Below are 25,328 nucleotides of genomic sequence, written 5' to 3'. Positions count from 1 at the left end.
ATTCCTATGAAAACAGAAGGAAAAGCCATATTCCTAATCTATCTATCTCACATGCTTTCCTCTATGCCACGCCTCAATTTACACCTTAAGCTTTGGATGCCGCAGCTGTGGTTTCTCAATTTGTATCGTCGTATGTTCTATTTGAAATTGCGTTGCAATTTGTTCTATCGCCTCTTGCAGCACGACTTGGCAGTCCGCGGATTCTTCAACGGTAAGGTGACAGCTTAAAGAATCTAGACCCGACGTTATCGTCCAAATATGCAAATCATGTACTTCTTTGACCCCTTTTATTCGCAGCAGAGCGGCTGTTACTTGCTCGGTGTCAATGGATATCGGCGTCCCCTCCATTAAAATATGAACCGTTGATTTAATGATACCCCATGCGCTTTTCAAAATAAGTAAAGCTACTATGACACTAATAATCGGATCAGCAATATACCAGGAGAACAGTGACATTAGAATAGCTGCAATAATTGCGCCTACTGAGCCTAACGCATCGCCCATAATGTGAAGGTACGCGCTGCGAACGTTCAAATTGTCTTTCACGTCAGCCTTCCGCATCAAAAACCACGCACTTACCAAATTAGCAAAAAGTCCAATTATTGCGATAATCATCATCGTGCCGCTTGCTACGGTCGGCGGTTCACCTATCCGTTTTATCGCTTCTACTATAATAAAGGTGGCAACAACAAACAAAGTTACTCCATTTAACAATGCAGCTAATATTTCAAAACGATGAAAACCGAAGGTTCGGCTAGTTGAAGCCGGCCTGACAGCAAACCACATAGCAACCAAGCTTAATGCTAGCGCTGTAGCATCGCTAAGCATATGACCCGAATCGGACAGTAGAGCTAATGAGTTGGTAACCAGCCCCCCGACGAACTCCAGCAGCATAATGACGGAAGTAATAACAAGCGCGATTAGCAATCCCTTTTTATTATTCGGGGCATGAGAATGCCCATGATGACCGTGGCTGTGACTGTGGCTCTGGCTCTGGCTATGCCCGTGACCGTGACCGTGACTTTGGCTGTGCCTGTGGCTTTGGCTTTGGCTATGTCCGTGAACGTGGCTTTGGCTGTGCCTGTGGCTTTGGCTCTGGCTCTGGCTATTTCCGTGACCGTGACCTTGGCTGTGGCTTTGGCTCTGGCTATGCCCGTGACCTTGGCTGTGCCTGTGACTTTGGCTGTGCCTGTGGCTCTGGCTCTGGCTGTGTCCGTGACCGTGATGATCGCCATCCGCGTGCGAATGAGAATGCGTACGTGCTTGATCGTGCCCCTGCTTATCATGCCGCTCATCGCTGCAAGTTTGTCGTTCTATATCTTTATGGTCATGCTGCTTATCACCATTCGTATGCCGCCCTAAAGCAATGTGATCTTGATTTTTATCTGCCATGCGAATCTCCCCCAGTACGGTTAGTCTCTCAATTATTCGTGAACAGTTAGTGGGTTATAAAACATATGAATATATGCTCATATGTATTATAACTAGTATTTTCCTCGCATGCAACACACTAACACAATTCACATACAAAAGTGCTAACCCATGCAAACTCAGTTTTAATCTGCTCTATTTTAGCGGCTCAAAACCAGCAGTTTACAGGAAATGAGAAACTTATAATTTTCATGCATCGTATTTGACTGTATTTCATATAATCAGTGCTACATCAAAACGACGTATATTGCACACAGACTGTATTTCATACAGGCTAATCGTATGTTCCGTAGATAAAGTGTTACTATCTGCCTATTAGATTGTATATTTTCCATTCAAACGCATAAAAAATGAAAATAACAGCGGTTTGAATGGACAATATACATTCAAATCCCCATTCATTTGTGTCTATTAAAATTGCATACTGGTAACCGGATGATCACTCCGTTCGAATAGGATTCCATGTAATTTCATGTAATCAAGCACTGATAAAGGTCTTAAGACCGTTCAACAAAAAAAGAACATCGCTACCCGATAAGAATCGGATACCAATGCTCTTTATCATTACATTTACTCTAGTGGGTCGACCACTATTACGACAACGGGTTGACCGCTTCATTCATGGCCTGCTCAAGCCCCATGGTATATTGGCTCCGTTGCTCCTCGCTCCAACCTAATTTCTCTGCCATAGCTGCTATGACTGGCCCTTTCCATTTACGAACGTTCTCAATCCGGAAGAAAAGATCACCAGTACGACGGATGAAGAAGTCGATTGGCTTCACAACCATCTCAGCTTCTATCGAATAACGGAGCTCTACCGCTAAGCCAATCGGCAATTTGAAGGAGTCCGCCCATTGGCGTGTACTTTTTGCTAGCGAGAATAGAATATCCACATTTGATCCATAGCGCCTAGCAAGAAAAGCTGCCTCATCCTCGCTAAAACCAAATTTCTGACCCTCTTTTGTTTTCTTTATTACAAAGGGTTCAAAGTTGGCCGACCCGCCTAAGTCGCCGCCTGACATTGGTAAATTTTTTGTTTGACTCTTCTCGTAATGGACAGTCTGATCATCCTGCTTAAGCAGCTCAACTGCTTTATCGACAACACTCTCCGCCATTTTACGATATCCGGTAAGCTTGCCTCCTGCTATTGAGATCAATCCAGAATTCGATATGAAAATTTCATCTCGTCGAGATATTTCGGAAGGTGACTTCCCTTCTTGCTGAATGAGCGGTCTGAGACCAGCCCAGCTCGATTCCACATCCTTTGCAACAAGCTTCAATCCTGGAAACATTAGATTAACAGCCTCTAGCAAATAAGTACGATCATCCAAAGTAACCGTAGGATTGACCGTGTCTCCGGTATAATTCGTATCAGTCGTTCCGAAGTACGCCTTGCCCTCCCGAGGTATAGCGAAAACCATCCGTCCATCTGGTGTATCAAAATAAACGGCCTGCTTCAGCGGAAAACGGCTTTGATCAAACACAAGATGAACGCCTTTCGTTAAGCGCAGCGTCTTTCCTTGCTTTGAACCATCCATGTCGCGCAGCTCATCTACCCATGGTCCCGTCGCATTAACAATTTTCGAAGCCGTGATGTTATGCTCAGAGCCGCTTATTTGATCTCGAACCAACGCTCCGATAATTTTACCGCTTTTATCATAACGCAGGTTTTCCACCTTCGTATAGTTAACGGCGATCGCACCAGACTCCACCGCCTTCTTCATCACTTCTATCGTAAGCCGGGCATCGTCTGTACGGTATTCAACATAATATCCCCCGCCCTTCAAGCCATCCTGCTTCAGCAGCGGCTCTTTGAACCTAGTCTCGATTGGTCCCAACATTTTGCGTCTTTCATGCTTCCTTACCCCAGCCAAAAAATCGTATACTCGCAATCCGATCGAGGTAGAGAATTTACCGAAGGTTCCACCTTTATACAGCGGGAGCAGCATCCATTCCGGCGTCGTGACATGCGGTCCGTTCTCATATACAATCGCCCGCTCCTTGCCAACCTCAGCTACTACACCAATTTCAAGCTGCTTCAAATATCGCAACCCTCCGTGAACCAGCTTCGTAGAACGGCTTGAGGTGCCTGCTGCAAAATCCTGCATTTCCACCACTGCAACCTTCAATCCGCGTACCGCCGCATCAAGCGCAATACCTGCGCCAGTAATACCTCCGCCAATAACTAGCAGATCGATAGGTGACCGATCCAATTCAGCAAGCATACGTGCACGACTTTCCGCTCCGAACATTTGCTTTTTATTTTGTGTAGTCATTATTATATCCCCCTATATGATCCGTTCTTTAGTGTTCTGTACCATGCTCTTTCTTACTCCTATTTACCCCAATCGGTATAAAAAAAACCACGCAAACCGCTTCCTTCCCATTTAGGGAATTAGAAGCGGTCTTCGTGGTTTCTCCAAGTCTCCGACCGTTATTAACTTATTTTCAGTATAACATATATATTATGAAAAAGCCATCGCCGCTTTGACTGCACGATGCCAACCGGAATAAAGCTCCTGTCGTTTCTCATCGTCCATTGTCGGCTGAAACATATGATCTACTTTTCTAATCTTAGACAGCTCATCTCTACTTTCCCAGTAACCAACCGCGAGCCCTGCAAGGAAAGCAGCACCAAGCGCAGTCGACTCATTGATAACCGGCCTCTCGACAGGCACACCGAGCAAATCACTTTGAAATTGCATCAGAAAATTGTTAATGACCGCGCCGCCGTCTACCGACAATGAACGCAGCGGCAGCCCTGATTCCTCTATCATGACGGATAATACATCCTTCGTTTGATAAGCTAATGATTCCAATACAGCACGAACAAAATGAGCCTTGGTCGTTCCCCTCGTGAGCCCGAACACCGCACCTCGTACATCGCTGTTCCAATAGGGCGTCCCGAGTCCGACGAAAGCGGGCACAACATAGACACCCTCCGACGACTCCACTTGGGAAGCTAATGCTTCCGTTTCAGATGCGGATTCTATGAGCTCAATACCGTCACGCAACCATTGAATGGCGGCCCCTGCTACGAACACGCTGCCTTCAAGCGCGTATTCCATTTTCCCATCAACTTCCCAAGCTATAGTCGTAAGCAGTCCGCGGGTAGAATCAATCGCCTTCGTGCCCGTATTCATAAGCATGAAGCAGCCTGTACCGTACGTATTTTTGGTGCTGCCTTCCTGAAAAGCATTTTGTCCGAAGAGCGCTGCCTGCTGGTCACCCGCTGCTCCAGCAACCGGAATCGGGCATCCAAGCAACGAAGCATCGATCTGTCCGTACACCTCGGAGGATGAGCGAACCTCTGGCAGCATGGCCTTTGGTATATTCAATATACGCAGCAGCCCATCGTCCCATTGACGCTCATGGATATTAAACATAAGCGTTCTTGACGCATTAGTAACGTCAGTCACATGTACTTGGCCGGATGTCAGCTTCCATATCAGCCACGTATCAATCGTTCCGAACAGCAGCTCGCCCCGCTCCGCCCGTTCTCTTGCACCATCCACATGTTCAAGCAGCCAGTTCACCTTTGTTCCGGAAAAGTAAGCATCGATGAGCAGTCCTGTGCGAGAATGAAATAGCGGCCCATGTCCATCCGCTTTGAGCTGTTCACAAATATCAGCTGTCTGTCTAGACTGCCAGACGATAGCCGGATGAATCGGCTCTCCCGTTATTTTATCCCATACTACCGTTGTTTCCCGTTGATTGGTTATGCCTATACCAGCAATTTGCTCTGCCGTTACTCCGGCTTTCTTCAAAACCTCAGTCATAACCTGTTTGGTTGACTCCCATATAAAAAGGGCATCCGCTTCCACCCACCCTACATGCGGGTAATGCAGCGGCAGCTCCTCGATCGCCATACTAATAATCGTGCCGGCTCTGTTAAAAAGTAACGCCCGTGTACTTGTAGTTCCTTGATCTATCGATAGTATATATGTGTCCATCGCTTTCAGTTCCTCCTTAAGCGTTTACAAAATTGACTGCCATAATTCCTTCCTTGAGGTCGTTATAGCTGATGCGCCTGCATCAAGTGCTTGTCTGACATGTTCCTGAGTGCGAATAAGCCCACCCGCAATAATAGGGATACCGCTTCGTTCCTTCACTTCCCGAATAATGTCTGGCATGACGCCGGGCAGTACCTCGATATAGTCTGGTCTCATTTTCTCCAACATCGTATAGCTTCGTTCAAGAGCATCTGAATCGATAAGAAACAACCGCTGTATCGCAATTAGTCCATTTTTCTTCGTTCTGCCTATAACACTGCCGCGAGTAGAAATGATCCCAGCAGGGCGGATAGTTTGACATAAAAATTCAGTGGCATACTCATCATTTTTCAAACCATCGATCAGGTCAGCATGCAGAAGAACCTTCTTCCCATGCTGGCTCGCTAAATCGACAATGCTTTTTAATTGTCCTAAATGTCCACCTAGCAATACCATATAGGTAAACGGGGAAACAAGAACCTTCTCCACGTCCTTAAGCTTGTGCACAGCAGGCAAAACATTTTGACCATCAAGCGACAACGGCAATTTAGCCACCTCCTAGCATATTGTGACACTTATCCTGCCGAACAGCTGGACGAATGAGCTAATCATCCGATGCTGTTTCCTCAAACTCAACCAAAGTATACGTTTTTTTTATTAAAAATCAAGAAAAAACTTCTTTACAAGTTGATCTCACAACTAACATGCAAATCATTTTGAGTAGCTCAGTTGCACAAAAAAAATGACTGTCCCTGGTTATTTACCAATCGGGACAGCCTCTTATTTGTTTCTCACTCATGCTTTAAATGCTGAAGAGTGAGCATAAAAATTTGCTCTACATGGTCATCATCAAGCGAATAAAATACCGTTTTGCCGACCTTCCGGCGCTTCACTATTCGCATATTCCGCAGCAATCGCAGCTGATGGGAAACGGCCGATTGCCCCATACTAAGCACCTGTGTCAAATCGTGAACACAAAGCTCTGATAGCTGCAGCGCTTGAATTATTTTCACACGCGTCGGATCTCCAAGCGCCTTGAACAAATCTGCCAGCTGGGATGCGGTTGAATCACCGATCATCTTGCTTTTTACACTTGCTATATCAGCTTCCGTGCCTAAGCATGTATCATCACAAGCAGCTGTAACTTGATTATCCATATCCATCTCACCAACCCTATACGTCCTGAAGCACATTATATCATGTTTCAAGTGAGGTGGTGTAATAGAGCAGACTATCATCCCTTAATACGTAAAGTGGTAGCTTCCTGATCCGACGGTAAGTGTAATATTTCCGTTTACTTTTGTTGCTAGGCTAGTAAGACCTTCGATCTCACTCAATGCTACTCCGTCCTCGGTAACTTCAGAAGAAGCTGTTGCTCCTGGCAGATGGATTTCCGCTGTCGTATTTGGGGGAATTGTCACTGCTAGCGACATCGTCCCATCCTCTAACTTCATCCATTTGGAGCTGACCAATCCGTATAATGTTTCAAGCTTGCCTTCCGCCCAAGTGAGTCCTTCTCCAAGCTGCGGAGCAATCAATATATGCTTATAGCCTGGCGCCTCTTCAACCGTTTGAATACCCGCTACTGTCCGATACATCCAATCTCCGATAGCTCCATAGGCGTAATGATTAAACGAATTCATATTTACAGCCCAGAAGCTGCCATCCTCCTTAATACCGTCCCAATGCTCCCAAATCGTCGTCGCGCCTTTCGTCACTGGATACAGCCATGATGGATATGTTTGCTGCAAAAGGAGCTTATAAGCATCATCGTTAAGGCCATTTTGAGAGAGCACATGATTCAAATAAGGCGTACCGACAAAGCCGGTCGTTAAGTGGAACTGGCTTTGCTCTAGCAACTCATGTAGCTTTAGAACAGCCCGCTTCTCGGCTGTGCTGTCAAGTAAACCAAACATTAACGCCAGAACATGACTAGTCTGCGTAGGCACTGAAAGCCTGCCCGAAGCCGTTACAAATTCCTCTTGAAACGCAGAACGGACCTTTTCATAGAGCTCACCATACGCTTCCGCGTCCTCTTGCTTATTCAGTACAGCAGCTGTTTTCTCCATTATTGATACGGAATAGGCATAGAAAGCAGTAGCGATAAAATCCCGATCCGTCGCCCCGACGTAATCACCAGACTTAGCGTCCAGTCCTAACCAATCTCCGAAATGAAAGCCTGTATTCCACAGAAATTCATTGTCACCTTGACCTCTAATATACGATACCCAAGCCTTCATACTTTCATATTGCTCTTCCAAGATACGTATGTCGCCATAGCAGACGTAGAGCGTCCAAGGACAAATAACTGCGGCATCGCCCCACGCTGCAGAAGAATGATCCTTCTCACCTAATACATGTGGAACAACGAACGGAACCCCGCCGTCATCTCGTTGCTCCGACTCAACATCACGCAGCCATTTTGTGAAAAAGGGAGCCACGTTCGATAAGTACGATGCCGTCTGGATGAACATTTGTGCATCACCCGTCCAGCCTAGCCGCTCATCCCGCTGCGGACAATCCGTAGGCACATCTAGAAAATTCCCCTTCAGTCCCCATTTAATATTATGTTGCAGCTGATTAACAAGTGGATCGGAACACTCAAAAGTACCCGTGTCCGCCATGTCAGAGTGCAATACGATACCTGTAAAATCAGTCAGCGTTAACGGCTCTTGAATGCCGATGACTCGCACATAGCGAAAGCCTTGGAATGTGAATCGCGGTTCGAACGTTTCCTTTTCCCCGCCCTTTAGAACATACTTAATCGTCTGCTTCGCATTCCGAAGATTATCGATATAAAAATTACCTTCTTGGTCCAGCACCTCCGCGTGAAGAAGTGACACTTCTGTCCCTGCGTCTCCTTGTACGGAAAATCGAACCCAGCCGACCATATTTTGCCCAAAATCAATGACCGTTTCACCTTTCGGCGTTGTTAGCAGCGCAACTGGCTCTAAGTGTTCTTGCTTACGAACAGGCTCATTGATTTGAGGCTTTAAAATCTGCTTATCCTGATCGATAGTTTCAACGTGAGCCCACTCTTTGTCATCATAGGCAGATGTGCTCCAGCCCTGCTGCTCCAAACGTGCATCATACGTTTCTCCATGATAGATTTCCGACATGAGAATCGGACTTAAGGCAGCTTTCCAGGTATCATCCGATACAATTGTCTCGACCTCACCATCTTCATATTCGATCTGCATTTGTACAAGCAAAGCGAGTCGATCTCCATAAATACATTTCTGATGATTCCAAGCTAAATTGCCTTTATACCAACCATTACCGAGCAATGCGCCAACCACATTTTCACCGGCTAGCAAGGATTCCGTAATATCATAGGTTTGTGTCTGAAGTGTATGGCTATAGCTGGTCCAGCCTGGTGTAAAGTAGCAGTCACCTACTCGTTTCCCATTCAGCTCCAGCTCATACAGTCCCAAAGCTGTCGCGTATAGGCGAGCCTCTTTTACCGCACCTTTGAGAACAAACGGTTTCCGCAGCATTGGGCTAGTTTCCGATATTACAGGCACCAACTGCAATGGAGCACTAATCCATTCTCCTTTCCATTCACTTGAAGTCAGTATTCCCATTTCCCAGAAGGCCGCTTCGGACCATTCAGAGCACTCTTTACGCTGATTCCAAGCACGTACCCGGTAATAATAACGTCTGCATGATTCCGCGACGAATGAATTCAGCTCAGCATGTACTGACTGACCCGAAGTCACCTTGCCAGAATCCCATATAATATTTGCAAAAGACAGCTCATTCGCCACCTCAATTTGATAGCTTGACTGGCTGATACCCCTCTCATCCGATTGCAGCTGCCAGCTGATTCGCGGCCTGTTTACACCAATTCCTATCGGGTTATGCTGATACTCGCATCGTAATTCAACAACTTTAAACATCAATAATTCCTCCTATAAGAAGCATAATTTCCAACTGTTCGCTTTCCATGTCGTTATGTTTTCCTCTATAATTATAAGAAAGTGTATAAATAATCCTGTAGGTAAAGCGGACATCATCATTTGGTAATACAGACATTTGTACAGGAATACAAATCCCGTCAGGAGCGTGTGGGATGAATCGTCCAATTAGAACGTTGCGCGGAGAGTACTTTTTCCAAAAGGATTTGCTGCTATATGTCAATCGCGCCACAGAGAACTTTTCGAGCCCTTTTCACAATCATGATTTCTTTGAGCTCGCCTATATTGCTGAAGGCTCAGGCTTCCATCATATCGGAGACGATGTTCGCAAGGTACAAAAAGGCCAGCTGTTCTTTATTCCGATCGGCCTTTCGCATGTATTTCGACCAACTTCTACAAACAAAGCCGAGCACCCTTTGCATGTATATAATTGCGTCTTTTCTCCGCTGCTGCTGCATAAAATGACAACGTTCGCTTCTGATTTCAGCTTCATACAGTTTATGAATGAGATGGAGAGCGGCAGGCTCACTTATTTCTCTTGTCAGGATTCGAATGATCAGTTCGATAAGCTCCTTCGAGCGATGCATCTCGAATTTAATCTTCGGCAAGCTGGCTCTACCGATTATTTGTACGCCTTGCTCCTGCAGCTATTGATCGCTCTTCAACGCTTCGCGGATCAAGCAAATCCATTGTCTGCGACTAAGCAGGCTGCCTTTATCGATCTATTGCATTATATGGACAATCATTATAATCAGGAGCTTACACTTACACTGCTTGCACAGGTCAGCCGGTGGAGTGAGCGTCATCTTCAACGTTTATTTCATCAGCATACCGGTCAGAGCTTCAATCGTTACCTGCAAAATATGCGTATTCACAAAAGCCAGGAGCTGCTGCGGAGCTCGCAGTCCAAAATCAGTACCATTGCTGAAATGGTCGGCTACAAGGATATTCACTCTTTTAACTCCGTATTCAAGAGATGTACAGGTATGACGCCCAGCTTCTACCGCAAGGAGGCGGTGACAGCGCCTATCCCCAAATAGAATGGAGGCCATGATAACCCATGCTGACATTGAAAGAAAAGCTCTACTTGCTTCAACTGCTCAAGAAGCAGAACCGGAAACGGTTATTTCGTTTCGGCCAGAAAGATCCATCACATGACCGTTTGGTGGAGAAGCTTGAGCAAATGGTACGAAACGAACAGATTAATAAAGAACAGCTATAAGCAGCTGCCGTTTCATACGATAGGCTGATGGTCAGACACAGGAGGAATTATGACAGGAAAAACTCATTTAGCAATTGGAATGACAATAGGGGCATTCGCTGCCGTTTATTACACGAATGATATAGAGGATGCGGCGATTTATGTTGCCATTGCAGGGTTCTCAGCGTTAACTGCCGATCTTGACGGCAATAGTATGCTCAGCAGCAAGCTAGGCAAGCTTTCCAAGCTGATTCGTGAATTCACGCTTTGGTCAGGCGTTATACTGGCAGCGTTGATCGGCTATTATTATTTTACTGAGAAATCCCCTTCTCCCTTATACATAGGCGCTGCTGGAGCAGTCTTTTTATTAGGCCTAATCGCTAAGCAAGGTGTTATTCGCAACGCGCTCGTCAGTGCTGTCGGCGTCGCTCTCATGTACGCGGGCTACTTGCATCAGATGAATTGGCTTATAGGCTTCGGATTATTTGTCGCATTCGTTCCTTGGCTGAAGCACCGCGGCATGACACATACGATTTGGGCCATTCCAATTTGGGGCGCGATCGGTTGGGACCTTGAAAAGCAGCTTCAAATCGAGGGAATCGCAATTGTCTCGATGCTCGGATACACCTCTCATCTCATTGCCGATACGCTCACGCCAAGCGGAGTGAAATGGCTGTATCCTCTCATGAAAAAATCATTTAAAATTCGGTTATAGCGGAGATTTTAAGTTTAACTCGTCATAACTGTATTTATTGCAAAAAGGCGCCATCATTCGCCCCCCTCATATGGGTTCGGATTATGGCGCCTTCTTTATGGACAAAATTAAACAACCGCAGGGGCTGACGGGAGTATGTTTGGCGACCCGACGACGGGTGCTTAAGCCTCTAAAGGGCGCTTACAGCTCATTTTGGGGTTAGTTTTTGGGCTGTAAGCTTGATTTCCGAGCTTAAGAGTGACAGGGTGCTTGGCAATTCATGCAAAAAGGATCTGTAAGCATGGTTTGGTTGCTTATAGATCCTTTTTTGGTTAATTTTCGGGCTGTAAGCTCGATTATCGAGCTAAAGCTGGTTGGCCGCTTGGCAGATGAAGTTCATACGCTTTGGAGCGAATATCAGCGAGCAACTCATAACATAGTATGAGCTCGCTCCTAACTGCTGCTTTGCTGTTTACTTCTGTGCAGTCAATCCATTTACGAATTGCGCTGTAATCAATTGAGGCCTTGTAATAGCTGAGCCTACTACAACAAAATACGCGCCATAGTTCAACGCCTGTCGCGCTTCCTCTGGTGTGCTAATGCCGCCTTCGGCTATTATAGGGAGGCTTAAGGTCTCAGATAACCGATATACGAGTTCAAAATTTGGCAGCTTAGTTACGCTGTACGGAGTATAGCCAGACAACGTCGTAGAGATATAATCCGCTCCGAACCTAGCGGCTTCAATTCCCTCTTCATAGGTGGAGATATCCGCCATAACCGTAATACCACGCTTTTTTAGCTCCGTAATCGTTTCCTCCAATGTTTTTCCGTCAGGACGCGAGCGGCTCGTAGCGTCCAACGCAACGATAGCTGCTCCTGCCTCGTGCACAGCAACCGCATCTTCCACTGTAGGTGTTATATAAATGTCAAAGCCATCATAGTCCTTCTTCCATAGACCAATGATCGGCAAATCTATTTCATTGCAAATTGCGCGAACATCTACCGGACTATTAGACCGAATGCCTACTGCTCCGCCTTCCTTGGCTGCCCTTGCCATTGCAACCATATGCTGCGGACCGTGAAGCGGCTCATGCGATAATGCCTGACAGGATACGACCAATCCATGCTTGAGCGTATTAAGAGTCATAATTTTCCGTCCTTTCTTCGATTAAACGGAATGCGTATACGGCCAATCAAGCTCGATGCCTGACGCTATTAGCTGCCGCTGAAACGCAGCTAAATGATCACTGCTGCTGCGCACATCACGCGGCGTTATACTGTTCTCGATACAGTATGCGGCCAAATACCCAGCCGATTCGCCGATATTCCATTCAACGGGATGAAGCCGGTAGCAGCCATTCGTAATGTGAGTGGTTCCGATATTTTTGCAAGCTGCCAGCATATTGTCCATTCTAATCGGTATTAGACTGCCTAGCGGAATATGGAATGGCAACGACGATACGTCAACATAAGTTCGCAAGGCGGTGCTTGGATGCAAATCAATCCGATAGCAGCCAATTCCGACAGAGTCTTCATATCGCAGCGCCTTTCCATCCTCACGACATTCAGGACTAAGATGCTGCTCCAAAATAGTAAAGTCTGCTTTGATTCTGCGGGATTCACGGATATAAGGCATTTTGGCCAAACCATCTACTGTCCCCGTCACATCGGAACGAAGCCGCAAGCCGGGGTACCCGAGCTTGCCATCTGGACGCGGCGCCTCGGTCTGCATCCAGTACAGCAGCGATAAGCTCAGCTCGCGCGCGCTGTTCAAATGTCTAGCTCTTTCCTCTGCCGATACATCAATGATGGGTCCTAGCCAATAATCGTTCTGCGGCCAATTTACAACCGTAATATCACTATCGAAAGCTCCTGCAGCAAATTGTGTATGGTCAATCAATCTTCTATAATTCCATAGTGAGAACGACTTTCCATCTGGAAAAAAGCTATAATGCGCTGGTTCAAGCGTATGAGGAACAAGCCCCGTCCAGCTAAGCTGCTTATCCGGCCAGAAATCCGCGCGATAGCTATTCCAGAAATCATATTGTGCAGGCTTGTTAATAGTGAAGTCTTCGCCCTCAATATGATCGACCGCGAAGCACCAAGTAATCGCCTGTATATCAGTAGGATCGGGAGTGCCTGGGAGCGCGTGCGGCTCGCCAGTCTGAGCAATCGATTCTGCGCCTGTTACGTATTCTACCTTCGCCATAGGCAACAAATCGCCCTCATCAGTAGCATCCAGAAAATAAACTCCTGTTAATACGATAGAATCGCCACTGTTCACATGTCGTACTGTCGCAGAAATAACGTGATCTCCATGTGCCTCTGCGCTTTCAAGCTTATATGAATCCAACACCGTCAAGCGGCCATTATGAATATACGGAGCCAGCATATCTCGCAGCACCGCCAATGCCGCCCTAGGCTCATGGGAAATGCTGCTGACGATCGCATTTCCTGGATTAAATTGAACTTTACCGCGAGCAGACGGAAGAACAAGGAAATGCTGCTTGTAATATTCCCTGACCCGGTTACGGAACTCGCGATAGCTGGCAGTACAACCGAACTGCTCAATCCACTCATGCTCATCAGGCGGAACAGCTTGACTGGTCAATTGACCGCCGATCCAATCTGTCTCCTCTGTAAGAATAACTCGTTTTCCCGCTTTCGCAGCAGCTAAAGCAGCGGAAACCCCTCCAGTGCTGCCTCCGATAATGATAATATCCGCGTGCATATGTCCAATCACAGCACAAGCCTCCTACTACTCGATTTTCGATTGTATCTCCATTCTAGTATTTGATAAGTGTCGCTATCGTTTCTGTAGGTGTCCTATAATTGTCATAAGCTTCAGCAGCGTTATCAATTGTATATACATTAGTAATCAGCTTCTTGATAGAGATGCGTTGTTCCGCTAATAGACGAATGTATTCCCCAATATTTCTGCCTTCCGTCCAGCGTACATGCCCAATCGGGTAATCACGATTCTCTCTCTCATATTGTGCGTCATAACGACCAGGGCCGCCCGCACGCGAAATAAGCACCTGCGCTTCCTTGCCGAACATCAGGTTTCTAGAAAATTCAGTCGTTAAATCACCGACAATAACAATTTTCCCGCGATCACGTATCCAATTAAGCGAACTATTAATCAATTGCTCACCCGGCCCGCTTGCACAATGCAGCACGGCATCTGCTCCATACCTACCGACAGCTTCCGCCAAACGCTCTTCCATTTCCTCTTGATTATGATATATATGTGTGAAACCACTCTCTTGCAGCATAGCAACTCGCTCACTTTTCAGATCAAAGCCTACCGTTCTATAAGCTGCAGCATGAGCAATCTGTGTAATTACATTCCCCAAAATACCGAGGCCTACAACAACTGCTGATTCTCCGAAACGTAAATCAGCGACGCGAAGAGCATGAACAGCTATCGCGCCAAGACCGGCAAAGGCAGCTTCCTCGGGATCGACATAATCTGGCACAACAGCAACCAAATTAGCCGGTACCGCCAACCATTCCGCATGATGTACATACGGCGCGCCATAGCAGGCAACGCGCTGCCCCGCTTGAATACCGCTAACGCCTTCCCCCACTTGCTCCACAATACCAACCGCGCTATAGCCTAGTCTGAGAGTCTGATCAGACGCTCTTTTAACAAAGATCATTTCCGTACCCGGACTAATAGCCGAATATTCGGTTCTAATCATTACATGGCCATATATGAGCTCCGGTTTATCATTTTCAGTGATGATAATTTTCCCGCTTTGTGTAGTGATCGTTTTCATCCTAATTGCCCCTCCACTCTATTCATTCATGTTTTGTTTTTTAAATTCACTTGGAGAGATACCATAGTATTTTTTGAACGTCGTAGTGAACGTTGATGAATTCAAATAGCCCGTTTTTTCACCTATTTCACCGATTGATAAGTGAGAATCCTTCAACAGTTCCCTTGCGTGTGATAATCTCACTTTGTTGAGATATTCAACATAATTAACGCCAAATGTCTTTTTGAAATAGCTTGAAAAATATTTCGGCGATGTTTCTACTACCTCTGCTATATGATCCAAATATAAATTTTCCATGTAGTGCAGCTCGATATACTGTGAAATGAATCCCGGATTCAGCTTGTTTATTTGCTCCTGCTTGCTATGCTTGGCAATATGCTTCGCTACTTCTACAAGTGCATTCTCGACGTCCGCGTATTCACACGCTTTATCAAGCTTCCGTAAAAACTGTTGTTCGAGCTGATATAACGTATTGTCATCGTTAGCTGAGCTTCTTGCATGTCTAAGCATGTAAAAGAACATCGTTTTCGCGATATGCGCCATCTGATGATGATGTATATTTCGATCAGCATTTTCCATTAACGTTTCCGAAATGATATCTTTCCCTTCCTTCAGCTTCCCATTTTTTACGTAATTGGACAGCTTTTCGATTTTCTCAAAAGGGAAATATATACTCCATTCGTAATGAATTTTCTCGACATCCAGCACGCTGGATGTATCATTGACCGTTCTATACAGCATGCCATTCACAACATTGCGGTAAGCCAGCTTACAGTTCACGAACTCTGCAGCGTACACCTTACTGACACTTGCCCATAGTGAATAACCGAGCAGCTCACCTTGTTCCAAGCTTGTGAATAACAGTCGCAACCGTTTTAGCAATACTTCACGTTCAGTTGGTTGTTGAATGCCGACAAGTGAAATAAACTGCAAATTTTTATCATAGAACACGTTTACATTTTTATTATCTTTCAGCAAAGCGGCATGGATAATTGCAGTAATCTGCTCTACCGACAAAGCTGCATGCTGCTCGTTATCCTTTTTATTCAAATGAATCATCATCAACACAAAATGCTTGCTTCGCAATATATCCGCACAGTAGCTTTGCATCTGTAAGTCATGCTCATCAGAGTGCTCATACTCATCCATTGCCTGCAGAAATACGCTTCTGCGAGCTTCTGATTCGACATATTCCAGCTGCTTTTTAGAAGACTCGATTTCCATCTGCATCTTCACAATACCACTGAAAATTTTACGAAAATCATTCCCTCGGCTATTGCCGCCGCCAAGCTGACGAATAATTTTTTTGACCGGTCTGTTTAAGTAAACACTGAGCAATACAGATAGAAGGATCGCACTAATAATAGCGGAAACCATAATCATCTTATTTACTTTCGTCACGGAATCAATATTTTGAAATTGAAAAGGTGCTTTATCGATATAAACGAAACCATTAAATTCCGACTTATAAATGTTATACTTAAAATTTTCTCGCGTTAAGGACGCCTCTTGAGACGAATTGAAATAAACCTCATCCAATACGCCAGACAGATCTGTCTTGGTATCTGTACTTAGAATGACACGCCGATCTTGATCGAGCACAATTAATGAAGCGCCAGGCAGCATCAGCTTCTGGTTCACATACTTTAATAAGGCTCTCTCGTCGATTAAAACAATAATATTTTTATTCGATATGCGGACCTTATTTCCGCCAACAGCGACCATGAGCTTCTTAACGGTTTGCTGCGACGAATCCGATGACACCTTGAAATATTGTCCAGGAAATACTTGGAATGAGTTTTTCCCTTTCGAATACGACCTCCAATAGCCCTCGTTATAAACATCATGCTTATATTTTCTTTGTAATAAATGGTTCAGGCTGCTCGTCCCCGATGAAGTAATCGCAAGATCCAGATCGTCATAGAAAACAATTACTTCCTCAATAAAATCGACCGAAGTAACAAGCGCTGAAATACCTTCCTGCATCGTGTAGACCTTGCTCATATCAATGAGCCCATCTTCCTCAGATATCAGACTGTTGTAGGGCAATCCGTGTATGGAGTAAATGATGTTATTAATGGATCTAAAGCTGTTATCGAACGACTGAATCATTGATTTTACGGCAAGCGTGTTGTTCTGGGCTACTTTTTCATAGATACCTGAGATTGAGTTTTTATATACAAAATAATTGGATACAGACATAATACCGATGACTAGGAGCAACGCACAAAAAATTTGTATGAGGCCCAAATTCGTGATGTAACGCTTCAAGTTGCAGCCAGCCCCCCTCTGTTCATAGTGTGTATCCAATTAATTATACATGAAAGAACTCATATTAGCCCTTCTCCGAACCTAGCATTACACCCTTTGCAAAATATTTTTGAACAAATGGATAGATTAATAAAACAGGTATCATCGCTAAGACGATCGTTGCATTTTTCTTCGCCTGAGGCGCTAAGGCTGCTGCATCAACAAGGCCTGCATTACTGCCGTCATTGAAGATAAGCATATCTCGTAATACGACTTGTAGCGGATACAAACTCGAGTCAGTCAAATAAATCATCGGGATAAAGAAGCTGTTCCAATGCCCCATGAAATAAAACAGACCGATAGATGCAAGAGCCGGTTTAGAAAGCGGGATAACGATGTTGAACAAAATTCGAAATTCTGACGCGCCGTCAATAAGTGCCGCTTCTCGTATTTGCGAAGACATACTTTCATAGAAACTTTTTAAAATAATGAGTTCCATCGTCCAAATCGCATTGGGAATAACCAACGCCCATACTGAATCCGTAAGACCAAGCTGCTGCACGATTAGATAGTTCGGGATGATGCCAGGATTCAGGAACATGGTCAGCACGATACCAAACATAAAATATTTCCGCCAAATGAAATCTGGCTTGGATAATGGGTAAGCTGCTATTGCTGTAACTAACAAATTGATGAATGTCCCAAATGCTGTATAGTAGATCGTATTCAAATAGGCTCTCGGTATCCTTTTATCCTTCAAAACCTCCACATAAGCATCCAGGTTGATGCCCTTTGGAAACAATGATATTTTACCTTGTACGACATATGCTGTATCACTTAACGATATGGCGAATATATAAACAATAGGATAGACTGTGGCAATTGCAACACAGCCCAATATGAGCGCGTTGAGCAGCCCAAATAGGTTTAACTTTGATTCTCCTACCATAGCCCTCTACCTCCAGCCTTTCTGCTAATGTAGTTTGCCGACAACAGCATCACCATAGCGATTAGCGCTTCAAACATACCGACAGCCGCAGCATAGCTATAGTTGGTTTCGAGCAGCCCTTTTCTATATACATAAGTGGAAAAAACGTCAGCCACTTCATAAGTAGTTGGAGTGTACAGAAGCAATACTTTTTCGTATCCGATACGAATCATTGATCCAGTCTTCAATATAAACAGGATAAGAATCGTCGGCATCATGCTTGGAATCGTTATATGCCAAATACTCTTCAGTCTAGTACTTCCATCAACTCTTGCTGCTTCATATAGTGTCGGACTAATACCAGCGATTGCAGCCAGATAGATGATCGCCTCGTAACCGACTGTTGCCCAAATATCCGACACAACGTAGATGGTACGGAACCATTCCGGCATAATTAAAAAGTAAATTTTCTCAAACCCAAGAAATTCGATCAGCTTGTTAATCATGCCTCCGCTTGGTGATAGAAAATCGATGACCATACTGCTTATAATTACAACAGACAAAAATGCCGGCAAATAGGTCAATGTCTGAATTGATTTCTTAAACCATTTCACTCTGATTTCATTAAGCATAATGGCCAATATGATTGGAAACGGAAATCCGAATATTAAAGAATAAAAACCAAGAAGCAGCGTGTTTTTGAACAACAAAACGAAATCATCGCTAGAGAAAAACTTAATGAAATGCTTGAGACCGACCCAATCACTGCCCATAATTCCTTGGAATACGCTATAATCCTTAAATGCAATAATTAAACCGTACAACGGACCGTATCGGAAAATAATATAGAAGACAAGACAGGGAAGAAAAAGGAGTAATAGCTGCCTATCCCGTTTCATATGTTTTAGTGTCCGTATTAAAGTCGCGGCAATTCGTGACAAAATTGTTCCATTTGTATTATTCGATGCCATTATCTTCTCGGTGTTAGTATTTGGCACGACTCTTCCCTCCTAAATGATGATGAATGGCACTCGGGATATTTAAAGTCCCTCGTGCCATAAACCATCCTCTTTAATCTTTATTATTTAGCGTCAAAGCGTTTTTGAGCTTCGTTATACACGTCAGCAAATTTGTTTGCGCCTAGTTTCTCAGCTGATTGCAGCCATTCTTCCCACTCTTTATCACCATATTTTTTGTTGAGGATATATTTTGCATTGAATTCATTCATTGATTTCTCAATCGCTGTTTGTAATTCTGCAATGATTGCAACTTCATCATCTGATAGGTTCAATACCGGATCAAGCACTTCGAACTTATTAGCCGATACTATTTTATCTTGAGCTTCTTGCTCTTTCTCTGTGTAGTTGTAGTATACAGATCGTCTGTCAGGGTTAAGATACATCCCTGCAACCCACATACCATAACGATCTTCCAACACTTTAATATCCACAAGAGGCACATCAGTAAGCTCTGGATATACAGGCTTGCCATTAGCGTCAAGATTGTAGTTCACACCTTCAACACCAAGAGTGATAAGTTCAGCGCCAGATGGGCTTGTTAGGTAGTCAAGCAATTTTAATGCAGCTTCTTTATTCTCATTGTTAGAAACGGCAATACCCCAGCTTGCGTCAATTTTTGGCAATGTACGGACGTTGCCTGTAGGTCCAATCGGGTAACCGTAACGCAGATTGTACTCTGGATTTTGTGAGCTTACTTGGTTGTGGAATAAATCTAGGCGGCCAATCCAATCCCAAGTTACGAACGATTTGTCTGTAGTCATCTTAGCTGTCCATGAATCAGCTGTATCTGTCAGAAACTCTGGATCAAGTAAGCCTTCGTTGTACAACTTTTTCAAGAAATCAAGCATTTCTTTGAACTCTGGTTGTACACCTGCAAACTTCCATGTTTTCTCAGACTCGGAGTAGTAAGCTGGGTAGCTTGCACCGCCAAGACCCCAACCGTAGGACAGGTCTCTAAAAATGACTTCTTTTGTTTTGGAAGCAAGCGGATAGGAATTTGGGTAAATCTCTTTTAATTTTTTCAGCGCCGCATAGAATTCCTCTGTGTTCGTCCACTCTGGAATATTGTTTTTCTCGAAAATATCTTTTCTGTACATCATTCCGTGGTTAACATCTCTATTCATGTTATAGATCGGCCAAGCGAAGAGATTATTGTTCTCATCACCATATGAGTTAGCTACCCATGGATTTTCATCCACATATAGTTTTTTGAAGTTTGGAAGTATATCAACATACTCGTTGATTGCAACAACTGCTTTTTCTTTACCGATTTTCTTCAACTCAGCCGGCTTGAGACCGTGGAAGATGTCTGGAAGCTTACCGGACGCGACAACCAAACGAAGCTTATCTTGGTAAGTAGCCGTTGAGTAATTTTGAAATTCTACTTTAATGCCTGTACGCTTCTCGATTTCCTTAGCAACCAGCTTGTCGTTAACTGGGTTTTCACTAACAACCATCATAGTAATCGTTGTTGGCTTATCTACCAATGGAAGTGTTAATCCGCCTGTGTCACCATATTGGTTAGCGTTCTCTTTCACTTCTGTGTCTGTTGGAGCATTTGTTGCTTCACTAGGTTTGTTTGTGCTGTTCGTACCTTTTTCGTTCCCATCGTTCGATCCGCATGCAGCTAATAATGAAACCGCTAACATCAGAACAAGCAACAAACTAAGTAGCTTTCTTGACATTTGACTTCCCCCTCATAAATGGATGTTTATTTGCGACCGAGGCTTTCGTTCGGACAATTCAAATTGTAGGTTGGACCTCCCGTTTCGTAAATAAAGCGTTTTCATCTACTATATAATTTCGATGGCTTTTTTTCAAGATTTGCCTGAAAACCTTGTATTATCAACGATTTTCGGGTGTGGAATTTGCTAAATAGGTGGAAAATGCTATATAGATTTTTCCTTGTTTTGATTAAACCCACATTTGTGCTTTGTCTCATTAATTAAAATAAGTGGATTTTATCAATTTGCTTGCTATCATTCATCGTTACAAGCGTAAATGACTGTTGCCATCCAAGCACTTTGGAAATCATGCTCCATTCATGCCATGCTTTGAAATAGAATCATCATGGAAATGAACAGAGGCAATCCTCACTAACAATGAATACTCCCTCAGTAAATAAAATGACAACGCCAGCTGTTCTTTCATTTAATGAGGTTTTTCTCACTCGCCATGAACTCTTCTTCATGGTGAGTGAGAAAAGACTCACTAATTGGAGAAAATGACGAACTCTAATAAATATAGTGAAGTTTTCTTCAGTAATTAGTGAGTTTACTTCACTACTCAGCCAACTCATTCCTATTATTGTACAATCTGAGGCACACATAGGAATGGAAGCGAATTGGTGCCAGAATATAAAGTAACTCCGATCAAAAAAAACAGAGTCCCTATATATAAGAACTCTGTTTCAATTACTATACGGTAAGTTGCTCTTACAATTGAACAGCCATGCCTAATCTCTTGCTTTCTTCGGCTGCCTCAATAAAGCAAATGATTTCTAACGTCTCTCTCCAATCTAACGGAGACTTACTCGTATGAAATAAGACCATAATCTGTTCAAGCAAGCTTGCATAAAAAGGCTTTGCGCTAGACTGAATTTCAATGACAGAGGTTTGCTCTCGCTTTTCTCTATGAATCTCTGCACAGAAAGGACTATCCGCCAAACGACTCAGCTTGATAGTGCCTGAGCGCCCATCCTTCCACTCCGCAGAAATCAAATCATGATCCTCTTCGGTAGTTACGTTTACTTGCAAGCACCCAACGCCCATAATCGCGTATAGCAGCTCTACCGAATGAATCCCATACCAATAATAATAGGATTGTGTCGGCTCCACGGCCAATGGACCTTTTATCGCTGCGCAATTAATGACTGAAGCATTGGCGCTCTGCAGGTCTTCGGTAATTTGCTCGGCATATCGCAAAGCGGAGCTGCTCATAATAGGAAGTTTATGCTGCTTCGCTATACGAAAAATTTCAAGAGCGTCCTCCGAACGAAGTGCTAATGGCTTATCGATAAATACTGGTTTGCCGTAAGGAGCGATTCTCCTAAATTGATCGAGATGCACACGGCCATCTGCAGATGTTAGTAATATAGCATCACAGCTGGCGGCAACCTCTTCAGGGGAGTCCATTCTTTGTACGCCGAACTCCTCCTCCAGCCTTGCCATAAAGCCTTCCACTCGATCAGCGCTCAGCGGGAAATCAAAGGAACCGCCAGGAAATGCGGCTACTACACGCCCGCCCGGTACATGATCAACATCATTTGGATCGTTTAGCAGTCTCGTAAAAGCAACTGAATGGGAGGTATCGGTACCAATTATGCCAATGTTCAAATGTTGCACTTATGTTAGCCCCTTTCCAAACGCAGATTAGCTTCCAGATAATCTCTGCAAGGCAATTGCCGCAAGCAAGGAAGCGCCAAGCGGAATACATTCTTCATTCAATTCATATTTTGGATGATGAAGCCCGTATGCTTGACTAGCATTGACTGCAGGACCTGAACCCAGCCAAAAAAAGCAACCCGGCGTATGATTCAAATAAACAGAAAAGTCCTCGCCCGCCAGTGTCGGCTCAGCTACTACTCTTCGTTCTGCTCCAATCGTATCATCAATTGCTCGTTCTACATACCCCACACATTCGTCATGATTAACCAATACCGGAGTTTGCACTATATATTTGAGCTCTGCCTTGCAGCGGTAGCCCTCGGCAATTTGCTTAACGATTCGCTCTAATCTCTCGGGCATCTGTTTCTGAACCTTCGCGTCAAATGTGCGAATTGTCCCCGTCATATCCGCGTAGTGGGGAATGACATTGTTAGCCTCTCCCGCTTTTATGCTACCAATAGTAACGACTACTGGATCAAATGGAGATACCTCTCTGCTGACAATGTTCTGCAGTGCCATTACGATTGCAGAAGCGCATACGACCGGATCAATACTTTGATTCGGAATGGCTCCATGTCCGCCTTTGCCTTCCAGATGAATTTCTATGCGGTCCACCGAGCCCATTAAAGATCCATAACGAGTGGCAGCCATTCCTGCTGGCAATGTCGGAAGATTGTGCAAGCCATAAATCTCATCAACACCTTCCAAAGCTCCTTGCTCTATCATCGCCTTAGCTCCTGCGTTAATTTCTTCTGCAGACTGAAAAAGGAACCTTACGGTCCCTTTTAATTGCTGATTAATAAGCAGCTTCGCAGCGCCTAATAAAATTGCTGTATGTGCATCATGACCGCATGCATGCATAATACCAGGGCGGACTGAGGCAAATGCTAAATCCGACTCCTCTTGAATTGGGAGAGCATCCATATCAGCTCGCAGTGCAATGACTGGTCCTGGCTGTTCGCCCTTCAATTCAGCAACAATACCGAACCCGCCTACTTCTGTTCTAAGCTCCAGTCCGAGCTGTTGAAGCTGCTTAACAACTTTAGCTGCCGTTTCCGATTCTTGAAAGCTTAGCTCTGGGAAACGGTGTAAATCTCTGCGAAAGGCAACCAACTCCGATTCAAGCTGTTTACCCGATTGAACTAACGTTGACAAGATCATGCTTTTCCCCCTTTTTTTCCATACAGCTCTTTCATAATTTTTTTGCCGGTAGGAGTCTGAGCAAGACCGCCTTTAGCAGTCTCCCTATGCTTCTCCGGCATTGCGCTCCCCACCTCAAGCATAACGCCGATTACTTCATCCGATGGAATGACACTTCTAACACCAGCTAATGCCATATCTGAAGCTGCCATTGCCGTCACTGCACCAAATCCGTTTCTTACGATGCAAGGAATTTCTACCAGTCCACCAACTGGATCACAGATTAGGCCCAGCGAATTTTTCAGCGCCAGCCCTACCGCATGCACAGCCTGCTCCGGCGTACCGCCGCGCAGCTCAACCAACGCTCCTGCCGCCATACCAATCGCTGAGCCAACCTCAGCCTGACACCCTCCTTCGGCACCAGACACGAATGAGTTATTTGCAATGACATATCCGATTGCACCAGCACAGAAAAGACCATTAACCATATGCTCATCTTTCCAGTCAAATCTCTCTTGTGAGCTAACGAAAACACCCGGAATGATGCCGCAGGAGCCAGCCGTAGGAGTAGCAATAATGCGCCCCATAGAAGCATTAACCTCAGAGACGGCTAAAGCATAGGCCATCGCGGTACATGCCTCAGTCCCTAATGAGGCTGCGCCGTTTTGCATGTAGGAATGAACTCGCTTGGCGTCGCCGCCCGTTAATCCGCTCCGTGATTTAGAGTCGTCCTCTATCCCTTTGCGAACCGCTTCCTTCATCACTTCGTAATAAGCGGACATTTGCTCAAATACTTGATCCACGGTCTTTCCCGTTTCTGCTGCCTGCTCCGTAATCATCAACTGGGCGATCGTGACCGATTCATCTACACACAGCTGTATTAATTGCTCCAAGCTAGAGAACCTCATGATATCCCCTCTTCAGCAGCAAGATTGATAACGCAAACTCTATACACATTGGGCAATGCGGCGATTTGATCGATAAATTCCGAAGCTAATCCCTCATCGCTTTCAATAACAGTAAGAGCATCACCGCTTCGTGACTTTCGATCAACCTCCATGTAGCCAATGTTGGCGTCGGCATGCTTGAGAATATCCGTCATTTCAGCTATGATGCCTGACCTGTCAGCGTGAAAAATTAATAAAGTGGGGTATGCCGCCGTAAATTTAACATCGAAATCATCTATGCTTACAATTTCAATATTGCCTCCGCCTATGGAACAGCCAGTCACGGAAACCTTCTGCTCTCCTCGCATAAGAATTAAGGTTGCTGTATTAGGGTGCGCGCCAGCCTTCTGGGCTGTACGAAATTGTACTTCTAATCCGACAGCCTCGCTTCTAGCGAAAGCATCCTTAATTCGCATATCATCCGTATCATAATTAAGCAATCCTGCAATAATAGCAAGATCGGTGCCGTGACCACGATATGTTGTTGCAAAAGATCCATAGAAAATGATTTCGGCATGCTCCGGCAAGCCGCCAAGCACATGTCTGGCCGTTCTACCCAGTCGAACGGCGCCGGCAGTGTGAGAGCTAGAAGGACCCACCATGCTCGGACCGATTATAGAAAACACATCCTTAAATCGCAT

General features: G+C 44.8%; 20 protein-coding genes and 1 pseudogene. 4 read left to right on the top strand and 17 right to left on the bottom strand.

Annotated features, from left to right (window positions below):
• Window positions 1-78: 78 nt before the first annotated feature.
• The 6 genes and pseudogenes from AC0YN7_RS19795 to AC0YN7_RS19770 form a co-directional block, all read right to left on the bottom strand.
• Window positions 79-1,038 (bottom strand): annotated as a pseudogene (locus AC0YN7_RS19795) (cation diffusion facilitator family transporter); the annotation flags it as partial.
• A gap of 986 nt (window positions 1,039-2,024) precedes the next feature.
• Window positions 2,025-3,683 carry a glycerol-3-phosphate dehydrogenase/oxidase gene (locus AC0YN7_RS19790; RefSeq protein ID WP_475811860.1) on the bottom strand — a complete coding sequence of 553 codons (1,659 nt, stop codon included), beginning with the start codon at window positions 3,681-3,683 and terminating at the stop codon, window positions 2,025-2,027.
• Window positions 3,684-3,896: 213 nt separating this feature from the next.
• Window positions 3,897-5,384, bottom strand: coding sequence for a glycerol kinase GlpK (gene glpK, locus AC0YN7_RS19785; RefSeq protein ID WP_475811753.1), 1,488 nt, complete (start codon window positions 5,382-5,384; stop codon window positions 3,897-3,899).
• A 24-nt stretch (window positions 5,385-5,408) separates the two neighbouring features.
• Complete coding sequence (locus tag AC0YN7_RS19780; RefSeq protein ID WP_475811859.1) at window positions 5,409-5,963, bottom strand: glycerol-3-phosphate responsive antiterminator; 555 nt, start codon at window positions 5,961-5,963, stop codon at window positions 5,409-5,411.
• Window positions 5,964-6,214: 251 nt separating this feature from the next.
• Window positions 6,215-6,580, bottom strand: a complete 366-nt coding sequence (locus AC0YN7_RS19775; protein WP_475811752.1) for an ArsR/SmtB family transcription factor — start codon at window positions 6,578-6,580, stop codon at window positions 6,215-6,217.
• Between the two features lie 84 nt (window positions 6,581-6,664).
• Window positions 6,665-9,322, bottom strand: a complete 2,658-nt coding sequence (locus AC0YN7_RS19770) for a family 78 glycoside hydrolase catalytic domain (protein ID WP_475811751.1) — start codon at window positions 9,320-9,322, stop codon at window positions 6,665-6,667.
• Window positions 9,323-9,495: 173 nt separating this feature from the next.
• On the opposite strand from AC0YN7_RS19770, the gene AC0YN7_RS19765 reads away from it, so the two are divergent.
• The 4 genes from AC0YN7_RS19765 to AC0YN7_RS19750 all read left to right on the top strand — a co-directional run bounded on the left by AC0YN7_RS19765 (window position 9,496) and on the right by AC0YN7_RS19750 (window position 11,680).
• Window positions 9,496-10,380: a helix-turn-helix domain-containing protein gene (locus tag AC0YN7_RS19765; RefSeq protein ID WP_475811750.1), complete on the top strand. Its 885-nt coding sequence runs from the start codon at window positions 9,496-9,498 to the stop codon at window positions 10,378-10,380.
• A 20-nt stretch (window positions 10,381-10,400) separates the two neighbouring features.
• Window positions 10,401-10,562 carry a hypothetical protein gene (locus AC0YN7_RS19760; protein WP_475811749.1) on the top strand — a complete coding sequence of 54 codons (162 nt, stop codon included), beginning with the start codon at window positions 10,401-10,403 and terminating at the stop codon, window positions 10,560-10,562.
• Between the two features lie 49 nt (window positions 10,563-10,611).
• Window positions 10,612-11,256, top strand: coding sequence for a metal-dependent hydrolase (locus tag AC0YN7_RS19755; RefSeq protein ID WP_475811748.1), 645 nt, complete (start codon window positions 10,612-10,614; stop codon window positions 11,254-11,256).
• Between the two features lie 259 nt (window positions 11,257-11,515).
• A complete protein-coding gene (locus AC0YN7_RS19750) occupies window positions 11,516-11,680 on the top strand; it encodes a hypothetical protein (protein WP_475811747.1) in 165 nt (54 codons plus the stop codon).
• A 27-nt stretch (window positions 11,681-11,707) separates the two neighbouring features.
• Here AC0YN7_RS19750 and AC0YN7_RS19745 read toward each other — a convergent pair whose 3' ends face one another.
• The 11 genes from AC0YN7_RS19745 to sdaAB form a co-directional block, all read right to left on the bottom strand.
• A complete protein-coding gene (locus AC0YN7_RS19745; RefSeq protein WP_475811746.1) occupies window positions 11,708-12,382 on the bottom strand; it encodes an N-acetylmannosamine-6-phosphate 2-epimerase in 675 nt (224 codons plus the stop codon).
• A 21-nt stretch (window positions 12,383-12,403) separates the two neighbouring features.
• Window positions 12,404-13,978: an FAD-dependent oxidoreductase gene (locus AC0YN7_RS19740; protein WP_475811745.1), complete on the bottom strand. Its 1,575-nt coding sequence runs from the start codon at window positions 13,976-13,978 to the stop codon at window positions 12,404-12,406.
• A gap of 43 nt (window positions 13,979-14,021) precedes the next feature.
• Window positions 14,022-15,017, bottom strand: coding sequence for a zinc-dependent alcohol dehydrogenase (locus AC0YN7_RS19735; RefSeq protein ID WP_475811744.1), 996 nt, complete (start codon window positions 15,015-15,017; stop codon window positions 14,022-14,024).
• 18 nt (window positions 15,018-15,035) lie between these two features.
• Window positions 15,036-17,288, bottom strand: a complete 2,253-nt coding sequence (locus tag AC0YN7_RS19730; RefSeq protein ID WP_475811743.1) for a helix-turn-helix transcriptional regulator — start codon at window positions 17,286-17,288, stop codon at window positions 15,036-15,038.
• Between the two features lie 64 nt (window positions 17,289-17,352).
• The gene (locus tag AC0YN7_RS19725; RefSeq protein WP_475811742.1) at window positions 17,353-18,216 is read right to left on the bottom strand and encodes a carbohydrate ABC transporter permease; all 864 of its coding nucleotides are present in this window, start codon (window positions 18,214-18,216) and stop codon (window positions 17,353-17,355) included.
• A complete protein-coding gene (locus AC0YN7_RS19720) occupies window positions 18,210-19,166 on the bottom strand; it encodes an ABC transporter permease (RefSeq protein WP_475811858.1) in 957 nt (318 codons plus the stop codon). Before AC0YN7_RS19720 ends, AC0YN7_RS19725 begins: the two co-directional genes overlap by 7 nt.
• Before the next feature lie 110 nt (window positions 19,167-19,276).
• Window positions 19,277-20,899: an extracellular solute-binding protein gene (locus AC0YN7_RS19715; protein WP_475811741.1), complete on the bottom strand. Its 1,623-nt coding sequence runs from the start codon at window positions 20,897-20,899 to the stop codon at window positions 19,277-19,279.
• A gap of 750 nt (window positions 20,900-21,649) precedes the next feature.
• Window positions 21,650-22,558, bottom strand: coding sequence for a Gfo/Idh/MocA family protein (locus AC0YN7_RS19710; RefSeq protein ID WP_475811740.1), 909 nt, complete (start codon window positions 22,556-22,558; stop codon window positions 21,650-21,652).
• 27 nt (window positions 22,559-22,585) lie between these two features.
• Window positions 22,586-23,761 carry a M20 metallopeptidase family protein gene (locus AC0YN7_RS19705; RefSeq protein WP_475811739.1) on the bottom strand — a complete coding sequence of 392 codons (1,176 nt, stop codon included), beginning with the start codon at window positions 23,759-23,761 and terminating at the stop codon, window positions 22,586-22,588.
• A complete protein-coding gene (gene sdaAA, locus AC0YN7_RS19700) occupies window positions 23,758-24,648 on the bottom strand; it encodes an L-serine ammonia-lyase, iron-sulfur-dependent, subunit alpha (RefSeq protein ID WP_475811738.1) in 891 nt (296 codons plus the stop codon). The genes AC0YN7_RS19705 and sdaAA overlap by 4 nt, the downstream gene beginning before the upstream one ends.
• The gene (gene sdaAB, locus AC0YN7_RS19695; RefSeq protein ID WP_475811737.1) at window positions 24,645-25,328 is read right to left on the bottom strand and encodes an L-serine ammonia-lyase, iron-sulfur-dependent subunit beta; all 684 of its coding nucleotides are present in this window, start codon (window positions 25,326-25,328) and stop codon (window positions 24,645-24,647) included. Before sdaAB ends, sdaAA begins: the two co-directional genes overlap by 4 nt.

The organism is Paenibacillus sp. J31R122, from assembly GCF_056269185.1.
The sequence above is the reverse complement of the archived record's forward strand: the minus strand, read 5'-3'. Positions and strand labels throughout refer to the sequence as shown.

Excerpts from the sequence above, each read along its gene's own strand:
- sdaAB (WP_475811737.1), bottom strand. The coding sequence starts at position 25,328 with ATGCGATTTAAGGATGTGTTTTCTATAATCGGTCCGAGCATGGTGGGT.
- AC0YN7_RS19760 (WP_475811749.1), top strand. The coding sequence starts at position 10,401 with ATGCTGACATTGAAAGAAAAGCTCTACTTGCTTCAACTGCTCAAGAAG.
- AC0YN7_RS19765 (WP_475811750.1), top strand. The coding sequence starts at position 9,496 with ATGAATCGTCCAATTAGAACGTTGCGCGGAGAGTACTTTTTCCAAAAG.
- AC0YN7_RS19735 (WP_475811744.1), bottom strand. The coding sequence starts at position 15,017 with ATGAAAACGATCACTACACAAAGCGGGAAAATTATCATCACTGAAAAT.
- AC0YN7_RS19790 (WP_475811860.1), bottom strand. The coding sequence starts at position 3,683 with ATGTTCGGAGCGGAAAGTCGTGCACGTATGCTTGCTGAATTGGATCGG.
- AC0YN7_RS19750 (WP_475811747.1), top strand. The coding sequence starts at position 11,516 with ATGCAAAAAGGATCTGTAAGCATGGTTTGGTTGCTTATAGATCCTTTT.
- AC0YN7_RS19715 (WP_475811741.1), bottom strand. The coding sequence starts at position 20,899 with ATGTCAAGAAAGCTACTTAGTTTGTTGCTTGTTCTGATGTTAGCGGTT.
- AC0YN7_RS19720 (WP_475811858.1), bottom strand. The coding sequence starts at position 19,166 with ATGGCATCGAATAATACAAATGGAACAATTTTGTCACGAATTGCCGCG.
- sdaAA (WP_475811738.1), bottom strand. The coding sequence starts at position 24,648 with ATGAGGTTCTCTAGCTTGGAGCAATTAATACAGCTGTGTGTAGATGAA.
- AC0YN7_RS19725 (WP_475811742.1), bottom strand. The coding sequence starts at position 18,216 with ATGGTAGGAGAATCAAAGTTAAACCTATTTGGGCTGCTCAACGCGCTC.
- AC0YN7_RS19755 (WP_475811748.1), top strand. The coding sequence starts at position 10,612 with ATGACAGGAAAAACTCATTTAGCAATTGGAATGACAATAGGGGCATTC.
- AC0YN7_RS19770 (WP_475811751.1), bottom strand. The coding sequence starts at position 9,322 with ATGTTTAAAGTTGTTGAATTACGATGCGAGTATCAGCATAACCCGATA.
- glpK (WP_475811753.1), bottom strand. The coding sequence starts at position 5,384 with ATGGACACATATATACTATCGATAGATCAAGGAACTACAAGTACACGG.
- AC0YN7_RS19705 (WP_475811739.1), bottom strand. The coding sequence starts at position 23,761 with ATGATCTTGTCAACGTTAGTTCAATCGGGTAAACAGCTTGAATCGGAG.
- AC0YN7_RS19775 (WP_475811752.1), bottom strand. The coding sequence starts at position 6,580 with ATGGATAATCAAGTTACAGCTGCTTGTGATGATACATGCTTAGGCACG.
- AC0YN7_RS19745 (WP_475811746.1), bottom strand. The coding sequence starts at position 12,382 with ATGACTCTTAATACGCTCAAGCATGGATTGGTCGTATCCTGTCAGGCA.